This window comes from Gordonia sp. (in: high G+C Gram-positive bacteria) (assembly GCF_047600565.1).
In the GTDB taxonomy this organism is placed as follows: Bacteria; Actinomycetota; Actinomycetes; order Mycobacteriales; family Mycobacteriaceae; genus Gordonia.
The window spans coordinates 1,649,302-1,668,122 of record NZ_JASGKN010000001.1 but is presented as its reverse complement, the minus strand read 5'-3'; the positions used below and the strand labels follow the sequence as shown (position 1 = coordinate 1,668,122).

General features: G+C 69.4%; 16 protein-coding genes. 8 read left to right on the top strand and 8 right to left on the bottom strand.

Annotation, left to right across the window (positions count from 1 at the left end; genetic code table 11):
* Positions 1-20 precede the first annotated feature (20 nt).
* The 6 genes from QM774_RS08140 to QM774_RS08115 all read right to left on the bottom strand — a co-directional run bounded on the left by QM774_RS08140 (position 21) and on the right by QM774_RS08115 (position 8,811).
* Positions 21-866, bottom strand: coding sequence for a hypothetical protein (locus tag QM774_RS08140; RefSeq protein WP_414975401.1), 846 nt, complete (start codon positions 864-866; stop codon positions 21-23).
* Positions 867-1,074: 208 nt separating this feature from the next.
* On the bottom strand, positions 1,075-2,727 hold the full coding sequence (locus tag QM774_RS08135; protein WP_414975400.1) for an amidohydrolase: 1,653 nt from the start codon (positions 2,725-2,727) through the stop codon (positions 1,075-1,077).
* A 164-nt stretch (positions 2,728-2,891) separates the two neighbouring features.
* On the bottom strand, positions 2,892-4,073 hold the full coding sequence (locus QM774_RS08130; RefSeq protein WP_414975399.1) for an aminodeoxychorismate synthase component I: 1,182 nt from the start codon (positions 4,071-4,073) through the stop codon (positions 2,892-2,894).
* A gap of 12 nt (positions 4,074-4,085) precedes the next feature.
* Entirely contained in the window at positions 4,086-5,615 is a 1,530-nt protein-coding gene (gene metG, locus QM774_RS08125; protein WP_414975398.1) for a methionine--tRNA ligase, read from the bottom strand.
* 32 nt (positions 5,616-5,647) lie between these two features.
* Entirely contained in the window at positions 5,648-7,936 is a 2,289-nt protein-coding gene (locus QM774_RS08120) for a glycoside hydrolase family 65 protein (RefSeq protein ID WP_414976620.1), read from the bottom strand.
* Positions 7,937-8,079: 143 nt separating this feature from the next.
* The gene (locus QM774_RS08115; RefSeq protein WP_414975397.1) at positions 8,080-8,811 is read right to left on the bottom strand and encodes an HAD family hydrolase; all 732 of its coding nucleotides are present in this window, start codon (positions 8,809-8,811) and stop codon (positions 8,080-8,082) included.
* A gap of 213 nt (positions 8,812-9,024) precedes the next feature.
* On the opposite strand from QM774_RS08115, the gene QM774_RS08110 reads away from it, so the two are divergent.
* The 5 genes from QM774_RS08110 to QM774_RS08090 all read left to right on the top strand — a co-directional run bounded on the left by QM774_RS08110 (position 9,025) and on the right by QM774_RS08090 (position 14,804).
* The gene (locus tag QM774_RS08110) at positions 9,025-9,915 is read left to right on the top strand and encodes a TatD family hydrolase (protein ID WP_414975396.1); all 891 of its coding nucleotides are present in this window, start codon (positions 9,025-9,027) and stop codon (positions 9,913-9,915) included.
* A 68-nt stretch (positions 9,916-9,983) separates the two neighbouring features.
* Complete coding sequence (locus tag QM774_RS08105) at positions 9,984-11,099, top strand: transglycosylase family protein (protein WP_414975395.1); 1,116 nt, start codon at positions 9,984-9,986, stop codon at positions 11,097-11,099.
* Positions 11,100-11,143: 44 nt separating this feature from the next.
* Positions 11,144-12,007, top strand: coding sequence for a 16S rRNA (adenine(1518)-N(6)/adenine(1519)-N(6))-dimethyltransferase RsmA (gene rsmA, locus QM774_RS08100; protein WP_414975394.1), 864 nt, complete (start codon positions 11,144-11,146; stop codon positions 12,005-12,007).
* Positions 12,004-12,957, top strand: a complete 954-nt coding sequence (locus tag QM774_RS08095) for a 4-(cytidine 5'-diphospho)-2-C-methyl-D-erythritol kinase (protein WP_414975393.1) — start codon at positions 12,004-12,006, stop codon at positions 12,955-12,957. The genes rsmA and QM774_RS08095 overlap by 4 nt, the downstream gene beginning before the upstream one ends.
* Positions 12,954-14,804 carry an ABC-F family ATP-binding cassette domain-containing protein gene (locus QM774_RS08090; protein WP_414975392.1) on the top strand — a complete coding sequence of 617 codons (1,851 nt, stop codon included), beginning with the start codon at positions 12,954-12,956 and terminating at the stop codon, positions 14,802-14,804. The genes QM774_RS08095 and QM774_RS08090 overlap by 4 nt, the downstream gene beginning before the upstream one ends.
* Before the next feature lie 22 nt (positions 14,805-14,826).
* Here the strand turns inward: QM774_RS08090 and QM774_RS08085 are convergent, their stop codons facing one another.
* Entirely contained in the window at positions 14,827-15,783 is a 957-nt protein-coding gene (locus QM774_RS08085) for a zinc-binding alcohol dehydrogenase family protein (RefSeq protein ID WP_414975391.1), read from the bottom strand.
* A gap of 76 nt (positions 15,784-15,859) precedes the next feature.
* Between QM774_RS08085 and QM774_RS08080 the strand changes: the two genes are divergently transcribed.
* The 3 genes from QM774_RS08080 (at position 15,860) to QM774_RS08070 (ending at position 18,100) form a co-directional block, all read left to right on the top strand.
* Positions 15,860-16,267 (top strand): MarR family winged helix-turn-helix transcriptional regulator, encoded by a 408-nt coding sequence (locus QM774_RS08080; RefSeq protein WP_414975390.1) that lies wholly within the window; start codon positions 15,860-15,862, stop codon positions 16,265-16,267.
* A gap of 123 nt (positions 16,268-16,390) precedes the next feature.
* Positions 16,391-16,972 carry a DUF4282 domain-containing protein gene (locus QM774_RS08075; protein ID WP_414975389.1) on the top strand — a complete coding sequence of 194 codons (582 nt, stop codon included), beginning with the start codon at positions 16,391-16,393 and terminating at the stop codon, positions 16,970-16,972.
* Positions 16,973-17,095: 123 nt separating this feature from the next.
* Positions 17,096-18,100, top strand: coding sequence for an enoyl-CoA hydratase/isomerase family protein (locus tag QM774_RS08070; protein ID WP_414975388.1), 1,005 nt, complete (start codon positions 17,096-17,098; stop codon positions 18,098-18,100).
* Positions 18,101-18,120: 20 nt separating this feature from the next.
* Here QM774_RS08070 and QM774_RS08065 read toward each other — a convergent pair whose 3' ends face one another.
* The gene (locus tag QM774_RS08065) at positions 18,121-18,795 is read right to left on the bottom strand and encodes a hypothetical protein (protein ID WP_414975387.1); all 675 of its coding nucleotides are present in this window, start codon (positions 18,793-18,795) and stop codon (positions 18,121-18,123) included.
* Positions 18,796-18,821 lie beyond the last annotated feature (26 nt).

Below are 18,821 nucleotides of genomic sequence, written 5' to 3'. Positions count from 1 at the left end.
GTGTCACCGAGCAACAGTCCCTATACGGCCCGGTAGTGCGACTCGAGTGCGGGGTACCGGTGCTTCTCCCGACGGATCAGGTCCAGAATCTGTCCTTCGACTCGAGCCCACCCGAATACGACGTCGCGGTAGGTGAGCCGGATCCTCTCGTAGCCGAGGAGTGCGGCCTGCCGGTCTCGCTGGTGGTCCTTCTCCCACTGTTCGGGTGTCAGGTGGAACTCTTCGCTGTCGACTTCGATGATCAGCCGGCTGCCGACCAGCAGGTCGACGCGACCGAGTCCGGGGATGGTGATCTGCGGCCGCACACCGATCCGCCGTGCGCGGAGGCGGAGCCGGACCATCGACTCGGTACCGGACTCGGCCTGGTCGCATCGGTCGAGGAGCCGCCGCACCCTGAGCGGTGTCTCGGCGAGTGCGGTCTCCACCTCGCGCGACGTCATCAGCCCGAGGTTCCGGATCGAGTCGAGAACGACGACGGTCCCCTCCGCGTCGAGACAACGGACCGCATGCGCGAGTGCGATCGGAACGTCGTCGACGGCCGTCGTCTCCGGGAGCGGACGACCGTGCCGGTGGCAGAAACGGGCACCGTGCCGGTTGTGGGCCGAGTTCCTCGCGCGGATGTGCGTCCGGCGATCGGTGGGCACCCAGACCCCGTGAAGCCGGAGTGCCGACAGGCAGCTGCAGACCCCGTCGCCGAGAACCGCCTCGACGACGACGGGATGGGCGCCGTCGATGGCGTACCACCCTCGCCGGAGTCGGCGCACGGATCCGTCGGCGAGCGCGCGCTCGAGTTCGGGGCGGGTGACTCCTCGGTGCCGCAGCCGCGCCCAACTGGTGACGCCACGGTCGAGGTCGAGGTACTCCATGCGGTCAGCGTGGGCCGGCACCGTCCGTGAACGACACCGCCTCGGCGCGGCCGTGTGGACGGTTCCGCCGATCCACAGGCCGCCGCCCCATGCGCGCGCCGATCCCTACTGGGCCGTATACGGGTCGTTGCCGGGTGAGGCGGGTCAACGGGTCGTATACGGCCCAGTAGTGCGGGGAGGGGCAGGGGCGAAGGGGGTGATCCGGGGGTCAGGAGACGGGTGTCAGGACACCGCCGTGCGCGGTGGCGAGCACCTTCGCGGTCGCCAGATCCTCGGCGGCCGCGGTGCGCGGATCCTGATCGATCACCGTCAGGTCGGCGAAGTTGCCCACCTTCAGGGTGCCGATCTCGTCCTCGCTCTTCAGCTGCCACGCCGCATTGCTGGTGTGACCACGCAGCGCGGCGTCCCGGGGCACCTTGGTGCCACCCGACATCGTGCGGCCCAGACGGGTCATGCGGGTCTCGGCGACCGCGATGTTGCGCAGCGGCTCGCACGGAGTCACCGTGCCGTCGTTGTGGAACGAGATGGCGATACCGGCGGCGAGCGCGGCACCGGCGTCCGCCCATGCGCCGCCGTGCTCCTTGCCGAACAGGTCATCCTCGAGCACCTCACCCCAGTAGGTGATGTGGTCGACGAACAGCGACGTGGTGACGCCGAGGCTCTGTGCCCGCTGGAACTGCTCCGGCGTCATCAGACCGCAGTGCTCCACGCGGAAACGGTGATCGGTCAGCTTGTGCTTCTTGATCACCGCCTCGTAGGTGTCCAGCGTCAGATCGATCGCGACGTCGCCGTGCGAATGCGTGGCCATCTGCCAGCCGTCGCCGACGTACTGCTCGCAGATCGCCACCATCTGCTCCTTGGTGAAGTTCGGCTTGCCGATGTGGTTCGGCTCCAGGCCGATCGCCTTCGTCGCGTCGTTCGTCAGATACGGGAACGAGGTGCCGATGTTGCCGACCCACGGCGACCCGTCCGAGATCAGCTTGATGCCGACCTGCCGGAACCAGGCGTCACCGTTCTCGACCGGCAGCGTGGCCTTGGCGCCCGGCGCCGACAGCTCGTAGGCGCGCAGACGCACCGGGAGGGCACCGCCGCTCATCTTCTGCAGGCCCTGGATCAGCGGATTGAACTGGGCGGTCCAGCCCAGATCACCGACCGTGGTGATACCGGCCTTCTGCAGCCCCTGCAGGTGCGCCATGAACAGCTGCGGCATCTGGCTCTGCAGGCTCTGCAGGAACGGTTCGACGACCATCTGGACGGCACCGGACTCGTAGCCGACACCGGTCAGGTCGCCGTTCGCGTCACGGCCGAACTTGGAGCCCGCCGGATCCGGGGTGTCCTTGGTGATCTTGCAGTACTCGGCGGCCTTCGAATTGAAGTACACCGAGTGGCCCGAGTTGTGCAGGATCACCAGCGGCACATCCGGGCTTGCTTGATCGAGATCGGCGATGTGCGGTTCCGTCAGGCCCTTCTGCAGTAGCGGATCCCAGCCGTTGGCGAGAACCCAGCGGTTGTCGGCCTTCGGGTCGCTCTTGGCCGCCACCTGCTTCTTGATGGCGGCCCACACGTCGTCGGCGGTGAACAGGGTGACCGGACGGATGTCGATCACGGCGTAACACAGCTGGAAGGCGGCGACGCTCGGATGGCTGTGCGGCTCGATCAACCCGGGCAGCACGTAGCCGTCGGAGATGTCGACGGTCGTGGCGCCGGACGGTGCCGGAACGTCGGCCTTCGAGCCGATCGCGGTGATCTTGCCGTTCTCGACGATCATCGCCTCGGCCGAGGCGTTCGGATCCGACCCGTCGAGGTCGGTCCGGACGATTCGGCCGGTGATGTACGTGGTGTCTGCTGCGGGAGCGGTCACGAGCGCCTCATTCTTGTCGACATGGATGTACCTCTCGAATCTATGCCCGCAGCGGTATGCGACGACGGCTATTCGCGTTTTGCAGTGCGCTCGTCGGAGAAGGTTTCTCCTTTCGACAGGCTCAAGGAGCGTTCGGGAGGCTCACGGCGCGTAGGGCGCCAGGCTCACGGAGCGTCGTTCGACGACGTGTGCGCGATGATCGCCGACGCCTTGTCCAGGCACTCCTGCCATTCGGCGGCCGGCACCGAGTCGTAGGTGATGCCGCCGCCGACCCCCAGGGTGGCGGTCCCGTCCGGGCCGATCTGCACGGTGCGGATCGCCACGTTCAGGTCCAGCAGACCCGGACCGGCCACCCCAATCGCACCGCAGTAGACGCCGCGCGGGAACTCCTCCCACCGCGCGATCAGCTCGGCGGCCCGGATCTTCGGGGTGCCGGTCACCGACGCGGGCGGAAAGGTGGCATCCAGGAGGGCGTCGTTGCCGACATCGCCCACCTCGGCGGACACCGTGGACACCGAATGCCAGACGCCGGGGGCCCCGACGACCGTCAGCAGTTCCGGCACCCGGACGGTGCCGGTGTCGGCGACCCGGCCCAGATCGTTGCGGACCAGGTCGACGATCATCACGTTCTCCGCGATGTCCTTGCGCGACTCGGCCAGGACCAGCGGATCCACATCCAGGGGAACGGTGCCCTTGATCGGCGACGACGTGATCGTGGTGCCGCGCCGGGACAGGAACGATTCGGGGGAGAAGCTGGCGACCGCGCCCCAGTCGCCGGACAGGAACGCCGACTTGCGGGGTTTGGTGGCGGCGGCCAGATCGGCGAAGTAGGCGAGCGGATCGCCGTCGACCCGGCCGGTGAACCGGGTGCAGATGCAGGCCTGATAGACCTCGCCGTCGGCGATCGCCTCCCGGCAGGATTCGACAGCCGCCAGGTGCGGCGCCTCATCGGGCGGGGTCCACTCCGCGGTCCAGAATCGGGAGGTATCGACACGGGCCGGTTCCTGAGTGGACTCCACCAACGGCGTGACCCACTCCGGGCACGGTGCGCCGATCGGGCTCTCCCACGACCACACGCCGTCCCTCAGGAACAGCAGACCGTCGGTGAGACCGCCGGCGACCTCGGGCAGCGGGGCCGCTCCGGCGCGCACCGGAAAACCGAGATAGCCGAGCCAGAACCGGTCCGGCCGATCCGGCGGACCCTGACCGTCCACGACCTCGAGTGACGGGGCGATCACCGCGTCGGCGTCCGCCCAATCACCGACCAGGGCGGCGGGCCCGGGCAGACCGAGGTCGGCGGCCCGGTCCGCGAGAGCGGCCAGGACATCGAGCGCGGCCGGCGTCACGGTGCGACCCGGTCAGGCCTCGACGCGGGGGAAGACCGGCGTCGGCTTCGGGAGTGCGGTGCCGGCCGACAGCCGGTCGCCGACGGCCGCGAACGTGCGGGCATCGGCGTCGACGGCCAGGGCGTCGAGGATCTTCGCCGTCGACGACGGCATCACCGGCTGGGCCAGCAGCGTCACGATCCGCACCGCCTCCGCGCACACGTACAGCACGGTGCCGGTCCGGTCCAGATCGGTCTTCGCGGTCTTCCACGGCTCCTGCGCGGAGATGTACCGGTTGGTGTCGGCCAGCGCCGACCACAGCGCCTCGAGACCGAGGTGGATGGCCTGGGAGTCGAAGTGCCCGCGCACCGTGTCCAGAAGACCGTCGGCGGTCGCCAGCAGAGCCGAATCCTCGGCGGTGAACTCGCCGGGGGCGGGCACCGACGACTCGAAGTACTTACCGATCATGCTGAGCGTGCGCTGCGCCAGATTGCCGTACTCGTTGGCGAGGTCGGCGTTGATCCGGGCGATGATCGCCTCGGTCGAATACGACCCGTCCTGCCCGTACGACACCTCACGCAGAAAGAAGTAGCGGACCGGGTCGACACCGAAGTCGTCGATCAGCGAATCCGGGTCGATCACGTTGCCGGTCGACTTGCTCATCTTCTCGCCCTTGTTGAACAGGAAGCCGTGAGCGAAGACGCGCTTGGGGACGTCGATTCCGGCGCTCATCAGGAACGCCGGCCAGTACACGCAGTGGAACCGGATGATGTCCTTGCCGATGATGTGCAGATCCGCCGGCCAGAACTTCGCGAACGTGTCCGGATCATCCGGGAAACCGGCACCGGTGAGGTAGTTGGTGAGGGCGTCGACCCACACGTACATGACGTGGCCGTCGGCGCCCGGCACCGGCACACCCCAATCGAAGGTGGTGCGGGAGATCGACAGATCGGTCAGGCCGCCGGCGACGAAACTGCGCACCTCGTTGCGGCGCACATCGGGGCCGATGAACTCCGGATGCTCGTCGTAGAGGGCCAGCAGCCGGTCCTGGTAGGCCGACAGCTTGAAGAAGTAGGTCTGCTCCTCGGTCCAGGTCAGGACGTGGCCGTTGTCCTTCGCGACGCGCCGGCCGGAGTCGTCGACCTCCGTCTCGTCCTCGGTCAGGAACGTCTCGTCCCGGACGTCGTACCACCCGCTGTAGGAGTCCAGGTAGATGTCACCGGCCGCCTCCATCCGGTTCCAGATCTCCTGGGAGGCCCGGTGATGGTCGGCGTCGGTGGTGCGGATGAACCGATCGAAGCTCGAACCCAGCCGGGTCTGCAGCTCCTGGAACCGGTCCGAGTTGCGGCGCGCGAGGTCGGCGGTCGCGATGCCTTCCTTCTCGGCCGTCTGCTGCATCTTCTGGCCGTGCTCGTCGGTACCGGTCAGGAACCGGACGTCGAACCCGTCGAGCCGCTTGAACCGGGCCAGGGTGTCCGCCGAGATGTACTCGTAGGCGTGCCCGATGTGGGGGGCGCCGTTCGGGTACGCGATCGCGGTCGTGATGTAAAAGGGGTCTCCCATAGTGCCCATCAGGGTACCGGCGGGCCTCGGCGTCAGCGTTCGCGGCGGTACGGCTCGCAGCCGACCGGCGCCGCGGGCGGGGTGTGCGTGACGATTCCGGGCACCGAGAACGTCTGCGGATCGTCGCTCAACGTGAACCGTTCACCGTGATGCGCCAGCTCGATCGGCGGTCCGGCCAGCAACGCGTAGTGCGCCTTGTCGGGCTCCACCGTCACGCTGATCCGGGAGTCGCGCACCAGCATGCGGAACGACATCCGGGTGATCGCCTGCGGCAGCCGCGGCGCGAACGTGATCTCCCCGCCGAAGTCGCGCATGCCGCCGAACCCGGCGACGCAGTCCGTCCAGGCTCCGGCCAGTGCGGCGATGTGCAGGCCGGCGCCCACATTGGAGTGCAGGTCGTGCAGGTCGGTGAACACCGACTCGCTCATCAGGTCGTAGGAGAGATCCAGGTAGCCGACCTCGGCGGCGGTCACCGCCTCGCAGCACGCCGACAGCGACGAGTCGCGCACGGTGATCGGGTAGTAGTAGTCGAAGTTCTTGATCTTCTGTTCGGGCGTGAAATGCTCACCGAACAGATACATCGCGAACACCAGGTCGGCCTGCTTGACCACCTGCTTGCGGTACAGGTCGAAGTACGGGTAGTTCAGCAGCAGCGGATACCGGCCGCGGGACGCCTCGAAGTCCCACTTGTCGAGCAGAGTGAACGCCTCACACTGCTGGTGGACGCCGAGCACCTCGTCGAACGGCACGGTCATGTCGTCGGCGCACGCCGCCCAATGCGCGGCCTCGTCGTCGGTGACACCCAGTTCGCGGGCCACCGCCGGCTGCCGATGCACGACGGCCACCGCGTCGCGCAGCGCCTGCTGTGCGGCGAGGTTGGTGAACACGTTGTTGTTGACGATCGCCGTGTACTCGTCGGGACCGGTGATGCCGTCGATACGGAACTTGCCGTTGCCGTCGTGGTGGCCGAAGCCGGCGAAGAACCGGGCGATCTCCACCAGCAGCTCCACACCGCACTCGACCTCGAAGGCCTCGTCGCTGGTGGCCCGCAGATAGCGGGCGGTGGCGTTGGCGATGTCCGCGGACACGTGCACGCCGGCGGTGCCGGCCGGCCAGTAACCGGAGCATTCGTCGCCGTTGATGGTGCGCCACGGGAACATGGCGCCGTGCTGGCCGAGTTCGGCGGCCCGGGCTTTCGCCTTGTCCAGGGTGCTGTGCCGCCAGCGCAGCTCCTCGCCGACGGCGCCGGGCATGGTGTACGTCAGCATGGGCAGGACGAAGCTCTCGGTGTCCCAGAAGGTGTGGCCGTCGTAGCCGGGGCCGGTGAGACCCTTGGCCGGAATGGACCGCGACTGGCCGCGGGCACCGGCCTGCAGCACGTGGAACAGCGAGAAGCGCACCGCCTGCTGCAGTTCCGGATCGCCGTCGATCTCGATGTCGGCGTCGGCCCAGAACTCCTCCAGATAGGCGGCCTGCTCCTTCTGCAACGACTCCCAGCCGGTCTCGCCGGCCATCGCCAGCGCCGCCTCCACCTGCGAGCGCAGCGCCGGCACGGAACGCCGGGCCGACCAGCCGTACGCCAGGTACTTGGTGAGGACCAGCGTGGTGCCCTGCGGGACGTTCGCGGCCACCGTCATGCGGGCCAGGTCGCCGTCGGCGCGGATGGACACGTCGGCGTTGTCGGGGGCGTCCAGTTCGTGCGACATGGCCGCCGCCACCGTCAGCTCCGACCGCTTGGTGTGGTGCACCAGCACCGCCGAGTAGTCCTCGCTGTCGGCGAGCGCCGGGACGAGCGGATTGTCGAGGGCGGCGGCCAGACGGGGGTCGTTGCCGGGGGCGGGCACGGGCTCGTTGGCGAGCAGATCGGACTGCAGCACCAGCTTCATGTCTTCGCCGATCGGCTCCACTTCATAGCGGATGGCGACGACGGTGCGCTTGGTGAACGACACCAGGCGTTCGGACCGGATCCGGACGGTGCGGCCGGTCGGCGACGTCCACAGTGTCTGGCGGCGCAGGGTGCCGGTCCGGAAGTCCAGGACCCGTTCGTGGTCGACGGTGCGGCCGTAGCGCAGGTCCATCGGCTCGTCTTCGACGAGCAGCCGGATGATCTTGCCGTCGGTCACGTTCACGACGGTCTGGCCCGATTCGGGATAGCCGTATCCGCTCTCGGCGTACGGCAGGTCGCGCAGTTCGTAGAAGCCGTTGAGGTAGGTGCCCGGCTGGTCGACCGGTTCCCCCTCCTCGAAGGTGCCCCGCAGGCCGATGTGGCCGTTCGACAGGGCGAACAGCGACTCGGTGCGGCCGATCATGTCGACGTCCATGCCGCGCCAGGTCAGGTCCCACGGGTTGACTTCGAAGCCGTGCGACGGGTGCACCCCGTAGTCGGGGATGTTCGCCGGGTCGGTGTGGCTGGCGGTGTCGCCGTGCGTGGTGTGCTGCAGTTCGCTCTGCGGTTCGGTCACCGTCACTGCCCTTCTGCCAGAAGTTCGTTGAGGTCGGCGACGACGCGGGTGGCTCCGGCCTGCGTCATCGCCTCGGTCTGCCGGCCGCCGGTGCGGTCGATGCCGATCACCGCGCCGAAGTGTCCGGCGGCGCCGGCCTGCACTCCGGAGATGGCGTCTTCGAAGACCGCGGCGTTGGCCGCCGGCACGCCCATCAGTTCGGCGCCTCGCAGAAAGCCGTCCGGGGCGGGCTTGCCGCGCAGTCCTTCGGCGACGATCGTGTTGCCGTCCACCCGCTGTTCGGGGAAGCCGTCGAGGCCGGCGGCGGCCAGCACCGCTGCGCCGTTCTTGCTGGAGGTGACCACGGCGATCCGCAGTCCGGCGTCGCGCGCGGCGGTCAGGTAGTCGACGGCGTCCGGATAGGGCGTCACGCCGTTGCGCTGCAGGGCGGCGGTGAACCGGTCGTTCTTGTCCTGGGCGAGCCGGTCGACGGTGGCGTCGTCGACGGTGATGCCGCGCGAGGCGAGGAATCCGCGAACACCGTCGTCGCGCGGCCGGCCGTCGACGTGGTCGAGGTAGTCCTGTTCGGTGAACGGCCGCAGATCCTCGCCGGCGACCGCGTCCTGCTTCGCGCGTTCGGCGAGGAAGGCGTCGAAGGTCTCGCCCCATGCGGTGGTGTGGAGCGTCGCGGTGGTGGTCAGCACGCCGTCGAGATCGAACAGGGCGACGCTGACTTCTTCTGGCAGTCCGAGCACGGAGAAAACGCTACCCGTCCGCGTTGCGCCATGCGCGCCGAGCGGCAGCGCCACTCGTCCGCTGCCGCACTACTGGGCCGTATACGGTCCGTTACCGGGCCAGGCCCGACACCGCGACGTATACGGCCCAGTAGTGCAGGCGGCAGGGCCGGCGGTGACCGCGGGACGGACAGGAGCCGCTGACCGGCGGGCGGGGCAGTACGGTCGGGAGGTATGAGCGAGTCGTCGGACGCCGAGGCCGAGGAACTGTCGGCCAAGGAGATCAGGAAGCGGAAGCGTCGCGAGTCGCCGCCCGATCCCGAGCCGCTGCCCGGCCTGGTGGATGCGCACACTCATCTAGCGGCCTGCGGGGGCCGCAGCCCGGAGGCGGTCGCTGAGATCCTCGACCACGCCGAGCGCGTGGGGGTGGAGCAGGTGGTGACGGTCGCCGACGACATGGTGGATGCGCGGTGGGCCGTTCAGGCCGCGCACTGGGATCGGCGGGCCTTCGCCGCCGTGGCCCTGCACCCGACGCATGCCGGGGACCTCGATGATGCGGCCAAGGCCGAACTGACCGAGATGGCGGCGGACCCGCGGGTGGTGGCGATCGGGGAGACCGGCCTGGACTACTACTGGACCGTCCACTCCGAGGACTGCGCCGACCCTGCTGTTCAGCGCGACGCGTTCGCGTGGCACATCGACCTCGCCAAACGGACGGGCAAGGCCCTGATGATCCACAACCGTGACGCCGACCGGGACCTGCTGGACGTGCTGAAGGCCGAGGGTGCGCCCGACACGGTGGTCATGCACTGCTTCTCCGGGCCGGTGCCGATCGCCCGTGAATGCGTCGATCGCGGCTACCTGCTGAGCTTCTCCGGCACTGTGACGTTCGCCAACTCGACCGAACTCCGCGAGGGTGCCGCGCTCACCCCGGACGACCAGATCCTGGTGGAGACGGATGCGCCCTTCCTGACCCCGCATCCCTACCGTGGCCAGCCGAATCAGTCGTATTGCGTGCCGTATACGGCACGCGTGCTGGCGCAGGTGCGGGGAGTGTCGCCCGAACGGATGGCTGCGACGCTGGGGGCCAATGCGCGCCGGGCGTATTCGCTTCCTTTGCGCTAATCAACACCTTTTCGTTACCATACTGTGACTCCACCAGGTCGGGCCGGGTGGAGCTGACAGTAAGCAGGATGATCGTTTTGTCTGTTTTTCAGCGCATCAACGCCACCAACTCCACGACCGCACGTGTCGCCACCGGCGCGCTTCTGGTGACCGTCGCCACCGGCGGCGCCACCGGCGCAGCCATGCACAAGAACGTCACCCTCGCGGTCGACGGAGAGCAGCAGAACGTCTCCACCATGGCGATGACCGTCTCCGGTCTACTCGCCCAGAAGGGCGTCACCACCGCCGCCGGCGACGAGATCAGCGCCCCGCTGAACAGCTCCCCCAAGGACGGTCAGACCGTGACGGTCAACCGCCTCAAGGAGGTCGAGCTCAACCTCGACGGCAACCCGAAGCTGGTCAAGACCACCAAGAGCACCGTCGGTGAGATCCTCGACGAGCAGGGGCTGTCGGCCGCCGCCGTCACCACCTCGCTGAACGCACCGGTTCCGGTGTCCGGGGCCGACGTCCAGGTGATCCTGCCGAAGAAGGTCACGCTGACCGACGGCGGCAAGACCCAGACCAAGGAGCTCGCCGGCACCGACGTCGCCGACCTGATCGCGCGCACCGGCGATCCGCTGGCCCCCACCGACAAGGTGACGCCGGCCGCGGACACCCCGATCACCGAGAACATGAAGATCGACGTGACCCGGATCCGCACGGAGAACAAGACGCTCGAGGAGAAGGTTGCTCCGCCGCAGAACAAGATCGAGGACGCCGAGCTGATGACCGGCAAGTCCGTCGTCGAGAAGCCCGGAACCCCGGGCAAGGCGAAGGTGACCTACTCGATCACCACCGTCAACGGCAAGGTCACCGCCAAGAAGAAGCTCGACGAGCAGGTGCTGGTCCAGCCGAAGCCGGCCACCGTCCGCGTCGGCACCAAGCCGGGCGCCCCGGCCGAGCCGGAAGGCGTCTGGGATCAGATCGCGGCCTGCGAGTCGGGCGGCAACTGGGCCATCAACACCGGCAACGGCTACTACGGCGGCATCCAGTTCGATCAGAGCACCTGGGATGCCTACGGCGGCCAGGAGTTCGCCCCCCGCGCCGACCTCGCGACCCGCGAAGAGCAGATCGCGATCGGCAAGCGCGCCCAGGCCGCCCAGGGCTGGGGTGCCTGGCCGGTGTGCGCCGCAGGCGTCGGCTGAGACCTGATCTGACTCCGTCCCACCCTCTGAGCGACAATGCTCGGGTGACCGAATCATCCGGCGTGCGCCTGCTCGGGCCCGCAGAGATCCGCGGCCTGGCCGCCGAACTCGACGTGCGTCCCACCAAGACGCTGGGCCAGAACTTCGTGCACGACGCGAACACGGTGCGGCGCATCGTCGCCACCTCCGGTGTCGGCCCCGACGACGTGGTGCTGGAGGTCGGGCCCGGTCTGGGTTCCCTGACGCTCGCGCTGCTGGAGACGGCCGGCCGGGTGGTGGCCGTGGAGATCGATCCGAAGCTGGCCGCGCGTCTGCCGCAGACCATCGCCGAGTACGCGCCCGCCCGGGCCGCCGACTTCGACGTCGTGCTGGCCGACGCGCTGACCGTGATGCCCGATGATCTGCCGGTGACGCCGACGGCGCTGGTCGCCAATCTCCCGTACAACGTCTCGGTGCCGGTGCTGCTGCACTTGATGTCGCAGTTCCCGACGTTGCGCACCGCGCTGGTGATGGTGCAGGCGGAGGTGGCCGACCGGCTGGCCACCGGACCCGGCAGCCGCACCTACGGTGTGCCCAGCGTCAAGGCGCGCTACTTCGGCGACGTCAGTCGCGCGGGTGCGGTCGGCAAGAACGTGTTCTGGCCCGAACCCAAGATCGAATCCGGTTTGGTGCGGATCGAACGCCGCGACCGCTTCGGCACCGACGCGATCCACCGCGCCGCCACCTTCTCGGCGATCGACGCCGCGTTCGCCCAGCGCCGCAAGACGATGCGTGCCGCGCTCGCATCGTGGGCCGGCAGTGCGGCGCAGGCCGAGGATGCGCTCCGGGCGGCCGGCATCGATCCGGGGATCCGCGGGGAGCGTCTGGACGTCGACGACTTCGTGCGTCTCGGGCAGGTGCCGCGATGAGCGGGCCGGCGCAGCCGTCGCTGGGCGGGGCGACCGCCCGCGTGCCGGCCAAGGTGAACCTCCATCTGGGGGTCGGGCCGCTGCGCGACGACGGCTACCACGAACTGTCCACGCTGTTCTGTGCGCTGTCGCTGTACGACGAGGTGACCGTGCGTGCGGCCGACGAGCTGTCGGTGACCGTCCGCGGTGACAACTACCGCGAGGTGCCCGCCGACGCCAGCAACCTGGCGGCGCAGGCGGTCCTCGCCCTGGCGCGGCACGCCGGGATCGACGATCCGTCGGTGGCCATCGAGATCGACAAGGCCATCCCGGTGGCCGGCGGCATGGCCGGAGGCTCGGCCGATGCGGCCGGTGCCCTGTTGGCGGCGGCCCGGCTGTGGCGCCTCGACCTGGACCGCGAGACACTGCTGGACCTGGCGGCCGGGCTCGGCAGCGACGTACCGTTCGCTCTGGTCGGCGGCACCGCGCTGGGCACCGGCCGCGGCGAGAAGCTGCTGCCGGTGCTGCAGCGCGGCGACTTCTGGTGGGTCATCGGTGCCGCCCGCACCGGACTGTCCACTCCCGAGGTGTACCGCGAGCTCGATCGGCTGCGCGCCGAACGCGGGGAGGAGGCCTCCGCGCCGGGCCGCCCCGACGCGTTGATGCAGGCTCTCGCGAGCGGCGACGTCCATGCGGTCGCTCCGCTGCTCCACAACGATCTGCAGGCCGCGGCGCTCTCGCTGCAGCCGTTGCTGCGCCGGACTCTGCGTGCGGGCACCGAGTCGGGGGCGCTGGCCGGCATCGTGTCCGGTTCCGGACCCAGCTGCGTGTTCCTGTGCGAGGACGAGGACGCCGCGATCAACGTGGCGACCGAACTCTCCGGTTCGGGGGTCGCCAAGGCGGTGCGCACCGCCCACGGTCCGGTCCCCGGAGCGCGCCTCGTCCAGCCGAACCACGGATCCACCCGATGACGCGCACCGTGGTGCCGCTGGTGGTGGCCGAGAAGATCAGCAAGAGCTTCGGCATCAAGCCGCTGCTGGAGGATGTGAGCGTCGGTGTGCATGCCGGCGAGCGCATCGGTGTCGTCGGCCTGAACGGCGGCGGCAAGACCACCCTGCTGGAGATCCTCGCCGGCATCGCCGCACCGGACGACGGCCGGGTGTCCCGGGCGGGCGGCATGACCATGGTGACCGTCACCCAGCGCGGCGAACTGCCGGAAGGGTCGACGGTCGGTGAGGTGGTGCTGGGCACCGACATCGCCGAGCACGAGTGGGCGGGTGATCCGCGGATCCGCGGGATCCTCGCCGGAATCGGCGTGGAGGATCTGCTCGACCGCGACGTGAGTGCCCTGTCCGGTGGGCAGCGACGCCGGGTCGCGCTGGCGGCGGCGCTGGTGACCGACGCCGATCTGCTGATCCTGGACGAGCCGACCAACCATCTGGACATCGAGGGCGTGCACTGGCTGGCCGAGCACCTGGTGAACCGGCGGGTCGCCGGAGGGCCCGGCGCATTGGTGGTGGTGACTCACGACCGCTGGTTCCTGGACACCGTCGCACAGCGCACCTGGGAGGTTCATTCGGGCCGCGTCGACGAGTACGAGGGCGGCTACAACGACTGGGTGTTCGCGCGGGCCGAACGGGCCCGGCTGGCCGACGCCGCCGAGGAACGACGCCGCAATCTGGCGCGCAAGGAACTGGCGTGGCTGCGGCGCGGTCCGCCGGCCCGCACCTCCAAGCCGAAGTATCGCGTGGAGGCGGCCGAGAAGCTGATCGCCGACGTGCCGCCGCCCCGTGACTCCGTCGAACTCTCGGCCTTCGCCAAGCGGCGGCTGGGACGCGTCGCGATCGAACTCGAGGATGCGCAGATCGAGGCGCCGACCGGGCAGGTGCTGCTGACCGACACCACGTGGCGCCTGGCGCCGGGGGAGCGGATCGGTCTGGTGGGGGTCAACGGCTCCGGCAAGACCACGCTGCTGCGCGCGTTGGCCGGCGAGGTCCCGGTGGAGCCGGGCCGCCGCATCGTCGGCAAGACCGTCGAACTCGGCTGGCTGCGCCAGGAGCTCGACGATCTCGATGAGGACCAGCGGGTTCTCGATGCGGTCGAAGAGGTGGCCGGCACGGTCACTCTCGGTGACAAGGAACTGTCCGCGAGCCAGCTGGCCGAACGTCTCGGCTTCTCGCCGGCCCGGCAGCGCACCCGGGTCGGTGATCTGTCCGGTGGTGAGCGGCGCCGGCTGCAGTTCACCCGGGTTCTGATGGCCGAGCCGAACGTTCTGCTGCTCGACGAGCCGACCAACGATCTCGACATCGACACCTTGCAGCAGCTCGAGGACATCCTCGATTCGTGGCCGGGCACCCTGGTGGTGATCAGCCACGACCGCTACCTGATCGAGCGGATCTGCGACAGCACGTGGGCGCTGTTCGGCGACGAGAAGCTCACCAATCTGCCGCGCGGCATCGAGCAGTATCTGGAGCGACGCCAATCCGAGCCGTCGAACTCGGCACCCGCGCCGCGCTCCGCACGTTCCTCGAGTTCGGAACGCTCATCGAGCTCCGAACGCTCGGTGGGCTCGTCGACAGGACCGTCCTCGGGCGGTCTCTCCAACGCCGAACATCAGGCGGCGACCAAGGCACTGGCCCGCGCCGAGCGTCGTCTGGCCAAGCTGACCGAGCGGGAGAGCGAGCTGCACGCGGCCATGGTCGAGGCGGCCGTCGACCCGGACCGGCTGGCCGGCCTCAACACCGAACTTCAGCAGGTGCTGGACGACAAGGAGGCTGCTGAACTGGAGTGGATGGAGGCGGCCGAGGCGCTGGAGTGATCCACCGTCACGGAATAGGGCGTCACGGAATGAAGACGATCCGTTCGGTGGTGCCGTCGTCCGACCAGGCCGCCTCGACGTCCCGGAGGGGGACGCGCCGGACGGCGACGTCGAAGGTTCCGCGATCGATCTCGTCGGCGAGCGCACCGATCTCGGCCCGATAGGCGCGCGGCTCCACCGATCCCTGTCCGGAGCCGATGATCCGCAGATTCACCGCGCGCAGGGCGGCCGACGGGATCGGCGACTCCGGGCCGGCCACCGAGCCGATCTGGATCCAGGTGAGTAGCTGTTCGTCGCGCGTGCGGTGCGGGACGACGGCGTACAGGGCCCGGGCGGTGGGCTCGCCCCACAGGAAGTCGAGGACCACGTCGACCTCGGCACCGGCCTCGGCCAGGTGTGCTGCGACGGTGTCGGGGTCGGCGTCGAGTTCGATCAGGCGGGTGGCGCCGTGCCCGGTGAGGTCGGCCATGCGGTCGGTGCCGCGGCCGACCGCCACGATGTCGCCGGCGCCGAGCCGGTTCGCCACCTGGACCGCGGCCCGGCCGGCGCTGCCGGTGGCGCCGAGGATCAGCACGTTCTGTCCGGCCTGGAAGTCGGTGCGCTGCGTGAGGGCGACCCACGATGCCATCGCCGGATTCATCGCGGCGGCGACGACGGCCGGGTCGGCATCGTCGGGCAGCGGGACCGATCGCCGCCGGTCGATGACGGTCCGTTCGGCCATGGCGCCGTCGGTGGTGTCGGGCAGCAGGAAGTAGACGAGCCCGCCGTCCGGGAGCCGTCCGACGCCGTCGATGCCGGGAATCAGCGGCAGGTCGCCGGTGCTCGTGTAGTGCGATCCGGCCGCCTGCGAGCGGACCCGCGGGGACAGGGCGGCGGCGAGGACGTCGACCACCACCTCGTAGTCGCCGTGGGCGGCGGGGTCGGGGGCGTCGGTGTAGCGCGGGGCGGATCCGAATGCGGTGACGACGGCGGCCTTCATGAGCGGACTCCTCAATAGTTGGTGACACCAACTAAGGTACTTGGTGTCACAAAGTACTGCAAGTAGGATGAGATCCGTGACCGACCGACTCCAGGACGCCCTCGTCCGCGCCTCGTACGAGGTACTCGACTCCGTCGCCGACGTCGCCGCACGTCACGACCTCTCGATGACGCTGCTGCGGGTGATCGGCATCCTGCGTGACCGCACCCCGACGATGTCCGAACTCGCCGACCATCTCGGCCTCGACCGATCGAGCATCACCGGCCTCGTGGACCGGGCCGCGGCCCGCGGTCTGCTGCAGAAGGTCACCGACACGGCGGACCGGCGTGCGGTCCGCGTCCGGCTCACCCCCGCCGGCCGGAACCTCGCCGACACCGGGGTGACCGAGATCCGCGAGGCACTCGCCCCGCTCGTCGACCACCTCGATTCCGATGCCCGCGGTGCTCTGACCGCACTGCTGGAGACACTCACCGACGCCCGCTGACCCGGCAGGCGAACCTGGGAGTGAGCTTCGCTTTCGGTGAACCGCTGCGTTTTACCGGAGGCGCCGCGACGGCACGGTGCTAGTTTGTCTCCGTTCGACAAACCGATGCCCGAGGAGGCACCCATGACCGATCCGACTCCCCCGCAGCCGGAGCAGCCGCAGTACGGCCAGCCGGGCCAGTACGGCCAGCCGCAGTACCCGGCCGCCGGCCAGCCCATCCCCGAGCAGCCCCAGTACGAGCAGCCGCAGTACGCGCAGCCGCAGTACGGCCAGCCGGTCGCGGGAGCACCGATCGACGCCCAGCAGGCCGCCGGTCAGCCGGTCGCCGGCCAGCACCCCGGCTTCTTCACCGAGCACCCGCAGTTCCAGCAGGTGGAGCAGAAGGGTGAGGGTCTCCTCGCCGGCCTGTTCGACTTGAAGTTCGTCAAGCTGATCGGTCTCAAGGTGCTGCCGCTGCTGTACGCGCTGAGCCTGATCCTGATCACCGTCGGCGCGGTCCTCGCCGCCATCGGACTGATCATCAACGGCTTCTACGGCGGCGGCATCGACATCCTGATCGGCCTGGTGCTCGGCCTCGTCGTGGTGCCCTTCCTGTGGCTGCTGCACGTGGTCTTCGTCCGCATCCTGTACGAGCTGTTCATCTCGATCTTCAAGATCGCCGACAACTCGCGCCAGATCGCGGAGAACACCGCCAAGGCCGAGTGACCTGAGGGTCCTCACGCAGATCGGGGTGACGCGCACGGTGCGCGTCACCCCGATTCCGTGTGGGGCACCGGTTTCGCGGCGGGCCCGGACCGCGACGGCCGGCCGACGCGCTAGCGTGAGGCCATGTCGTTCATCAACAGCTCCGTGACCAACGGCGTCGGCGAGATCGTCCTCGATCGGCCGAAGGCACTCAACGCCCTCGACCAGTCGATGATCGACGACCTGTACGAACTCCTGCAGCAGTGGGGCGACGACGACGCCGTCGAGACCGTGCTGGTCACCTCGGCGAACCCGCGCGCCTTCTGCGCGGGCGGCGACATCCGCGCCATCCGCGACCACGTGCTGGCCGGCGAGACCGCCGCGGTGACCCGATACTTCTCCAGCGAGTACCGGCTCAATCAGTTGATCGCCGAGTACCCGAAGCCCTACATCGCGTTGATCGACGGGGCGGCGATGGGTGGCGGCCTGGGCATCAGCGTGCACGGCGAACTGCGGGTGGTCACCGAGAACGCGCTCATCGCCATGCCGGAGACCGCGATCGGATTCTTCCCCGACGTGGGCGCCACCTACTTCCTTCCGCGGCTGCCCGAAGGCGTCGGGCTGTGGCTCGGACTGACCGGGGCACGCCTGCGCGGCGCGGACGCCGTCGCCGTCGGCCTGGCCACACACTTCGTGCCGTCCGATCAGCTGGCGACGGTGGCCGGTGCCATCCGCTCCGGCGCCCCGCTCGGCGAGGCGCTCGCCGACCATCGCGAGCCGGTCACCAGCGACCTGCCGCTGGCCAAGATCGCCGGCTACTTCCAGCCCGGCTGCACCGCCGCCAGCATCGTCGGCGGCCTGCGCGGCGACGTCGGCGACGCCTGGGCGGAAGACACTCTGGCGCTGCTCGACGCGGCGTCGCCCACCAGTCTCGCGGTGACTGCGGCCCTTCTGGAGGCCGGCGGTCAGTCGACGCTCGAACAGTGTCTGGAACGCGAGCTGCATGCCGCCGAACAGATCACCCGGTACCCGGACTTCGCCGAAGGTGTGCGTGCGGTGCTCGTCGACAAGGACCGCAATCCGTCGTTCATCCCGCCCACCCTCGACGGCGTCGACGGGGCGTTAGTCTCCCGGATCGCGTTGTCGTAAGCCCCACCCGAAAGAGAAACTCAGTGTTTCAGCTCGAACCAGCCGGACAGTGACGCCTCGGCCGGGCCGGAGGGTTGCGCCGCAGCGTCGTAGTCGACGTCGTCGGTCGGATCGAAGGGGTTCGCGGTCCACGGCTGAGCGGACGGGCACTCGAAGCGTCCGGCCGTCCGCCGGCGGGTCACCTCGGCGAACGACACCGTGCACTGAGACGACGACAGGTACTTCCCGTCCAGTGAGACTCCCACCGTCGCGTCCAGTGCCTGCGTGAGCGGGCCGGGCGTGACGACCGTGCCGTTCACCGGGGGTATCCCGCCGGTGAAGGCGATCGACGAGAACTCGATCTGCGCGCCCCGGCCGCCGGTCGCGGCGAAGCTCAGCAGCAGGGTGTCACCGGGCACCTGCGGATCGGCCGGCCCCGACTTGCCCATCATCGTGCAGGTGGCGTCGCCCCCGCCGAAGGGTGCGACCTCGACGTACACCGCGCCCACCGTGTAGTCCATGCCGTAGCCGGACCGGTTCACCCGGCCCGGCGCGGGCTGCCGGGCACAGTCCTTGACCGGTTTCACGGTCGCCTTGCCGGGCTTCGCGGGCACCTTCGCCGCCTTCCCGGTCGCCGTCGGCGGAAGGTGCGGGCGCGCATCGTCGTGCGACGCGCAGGCAGCGCCGGCGACGATCATCGCGCCCGCGACGGCCACGACGGCCACCGTCCGAGAGACGTGCA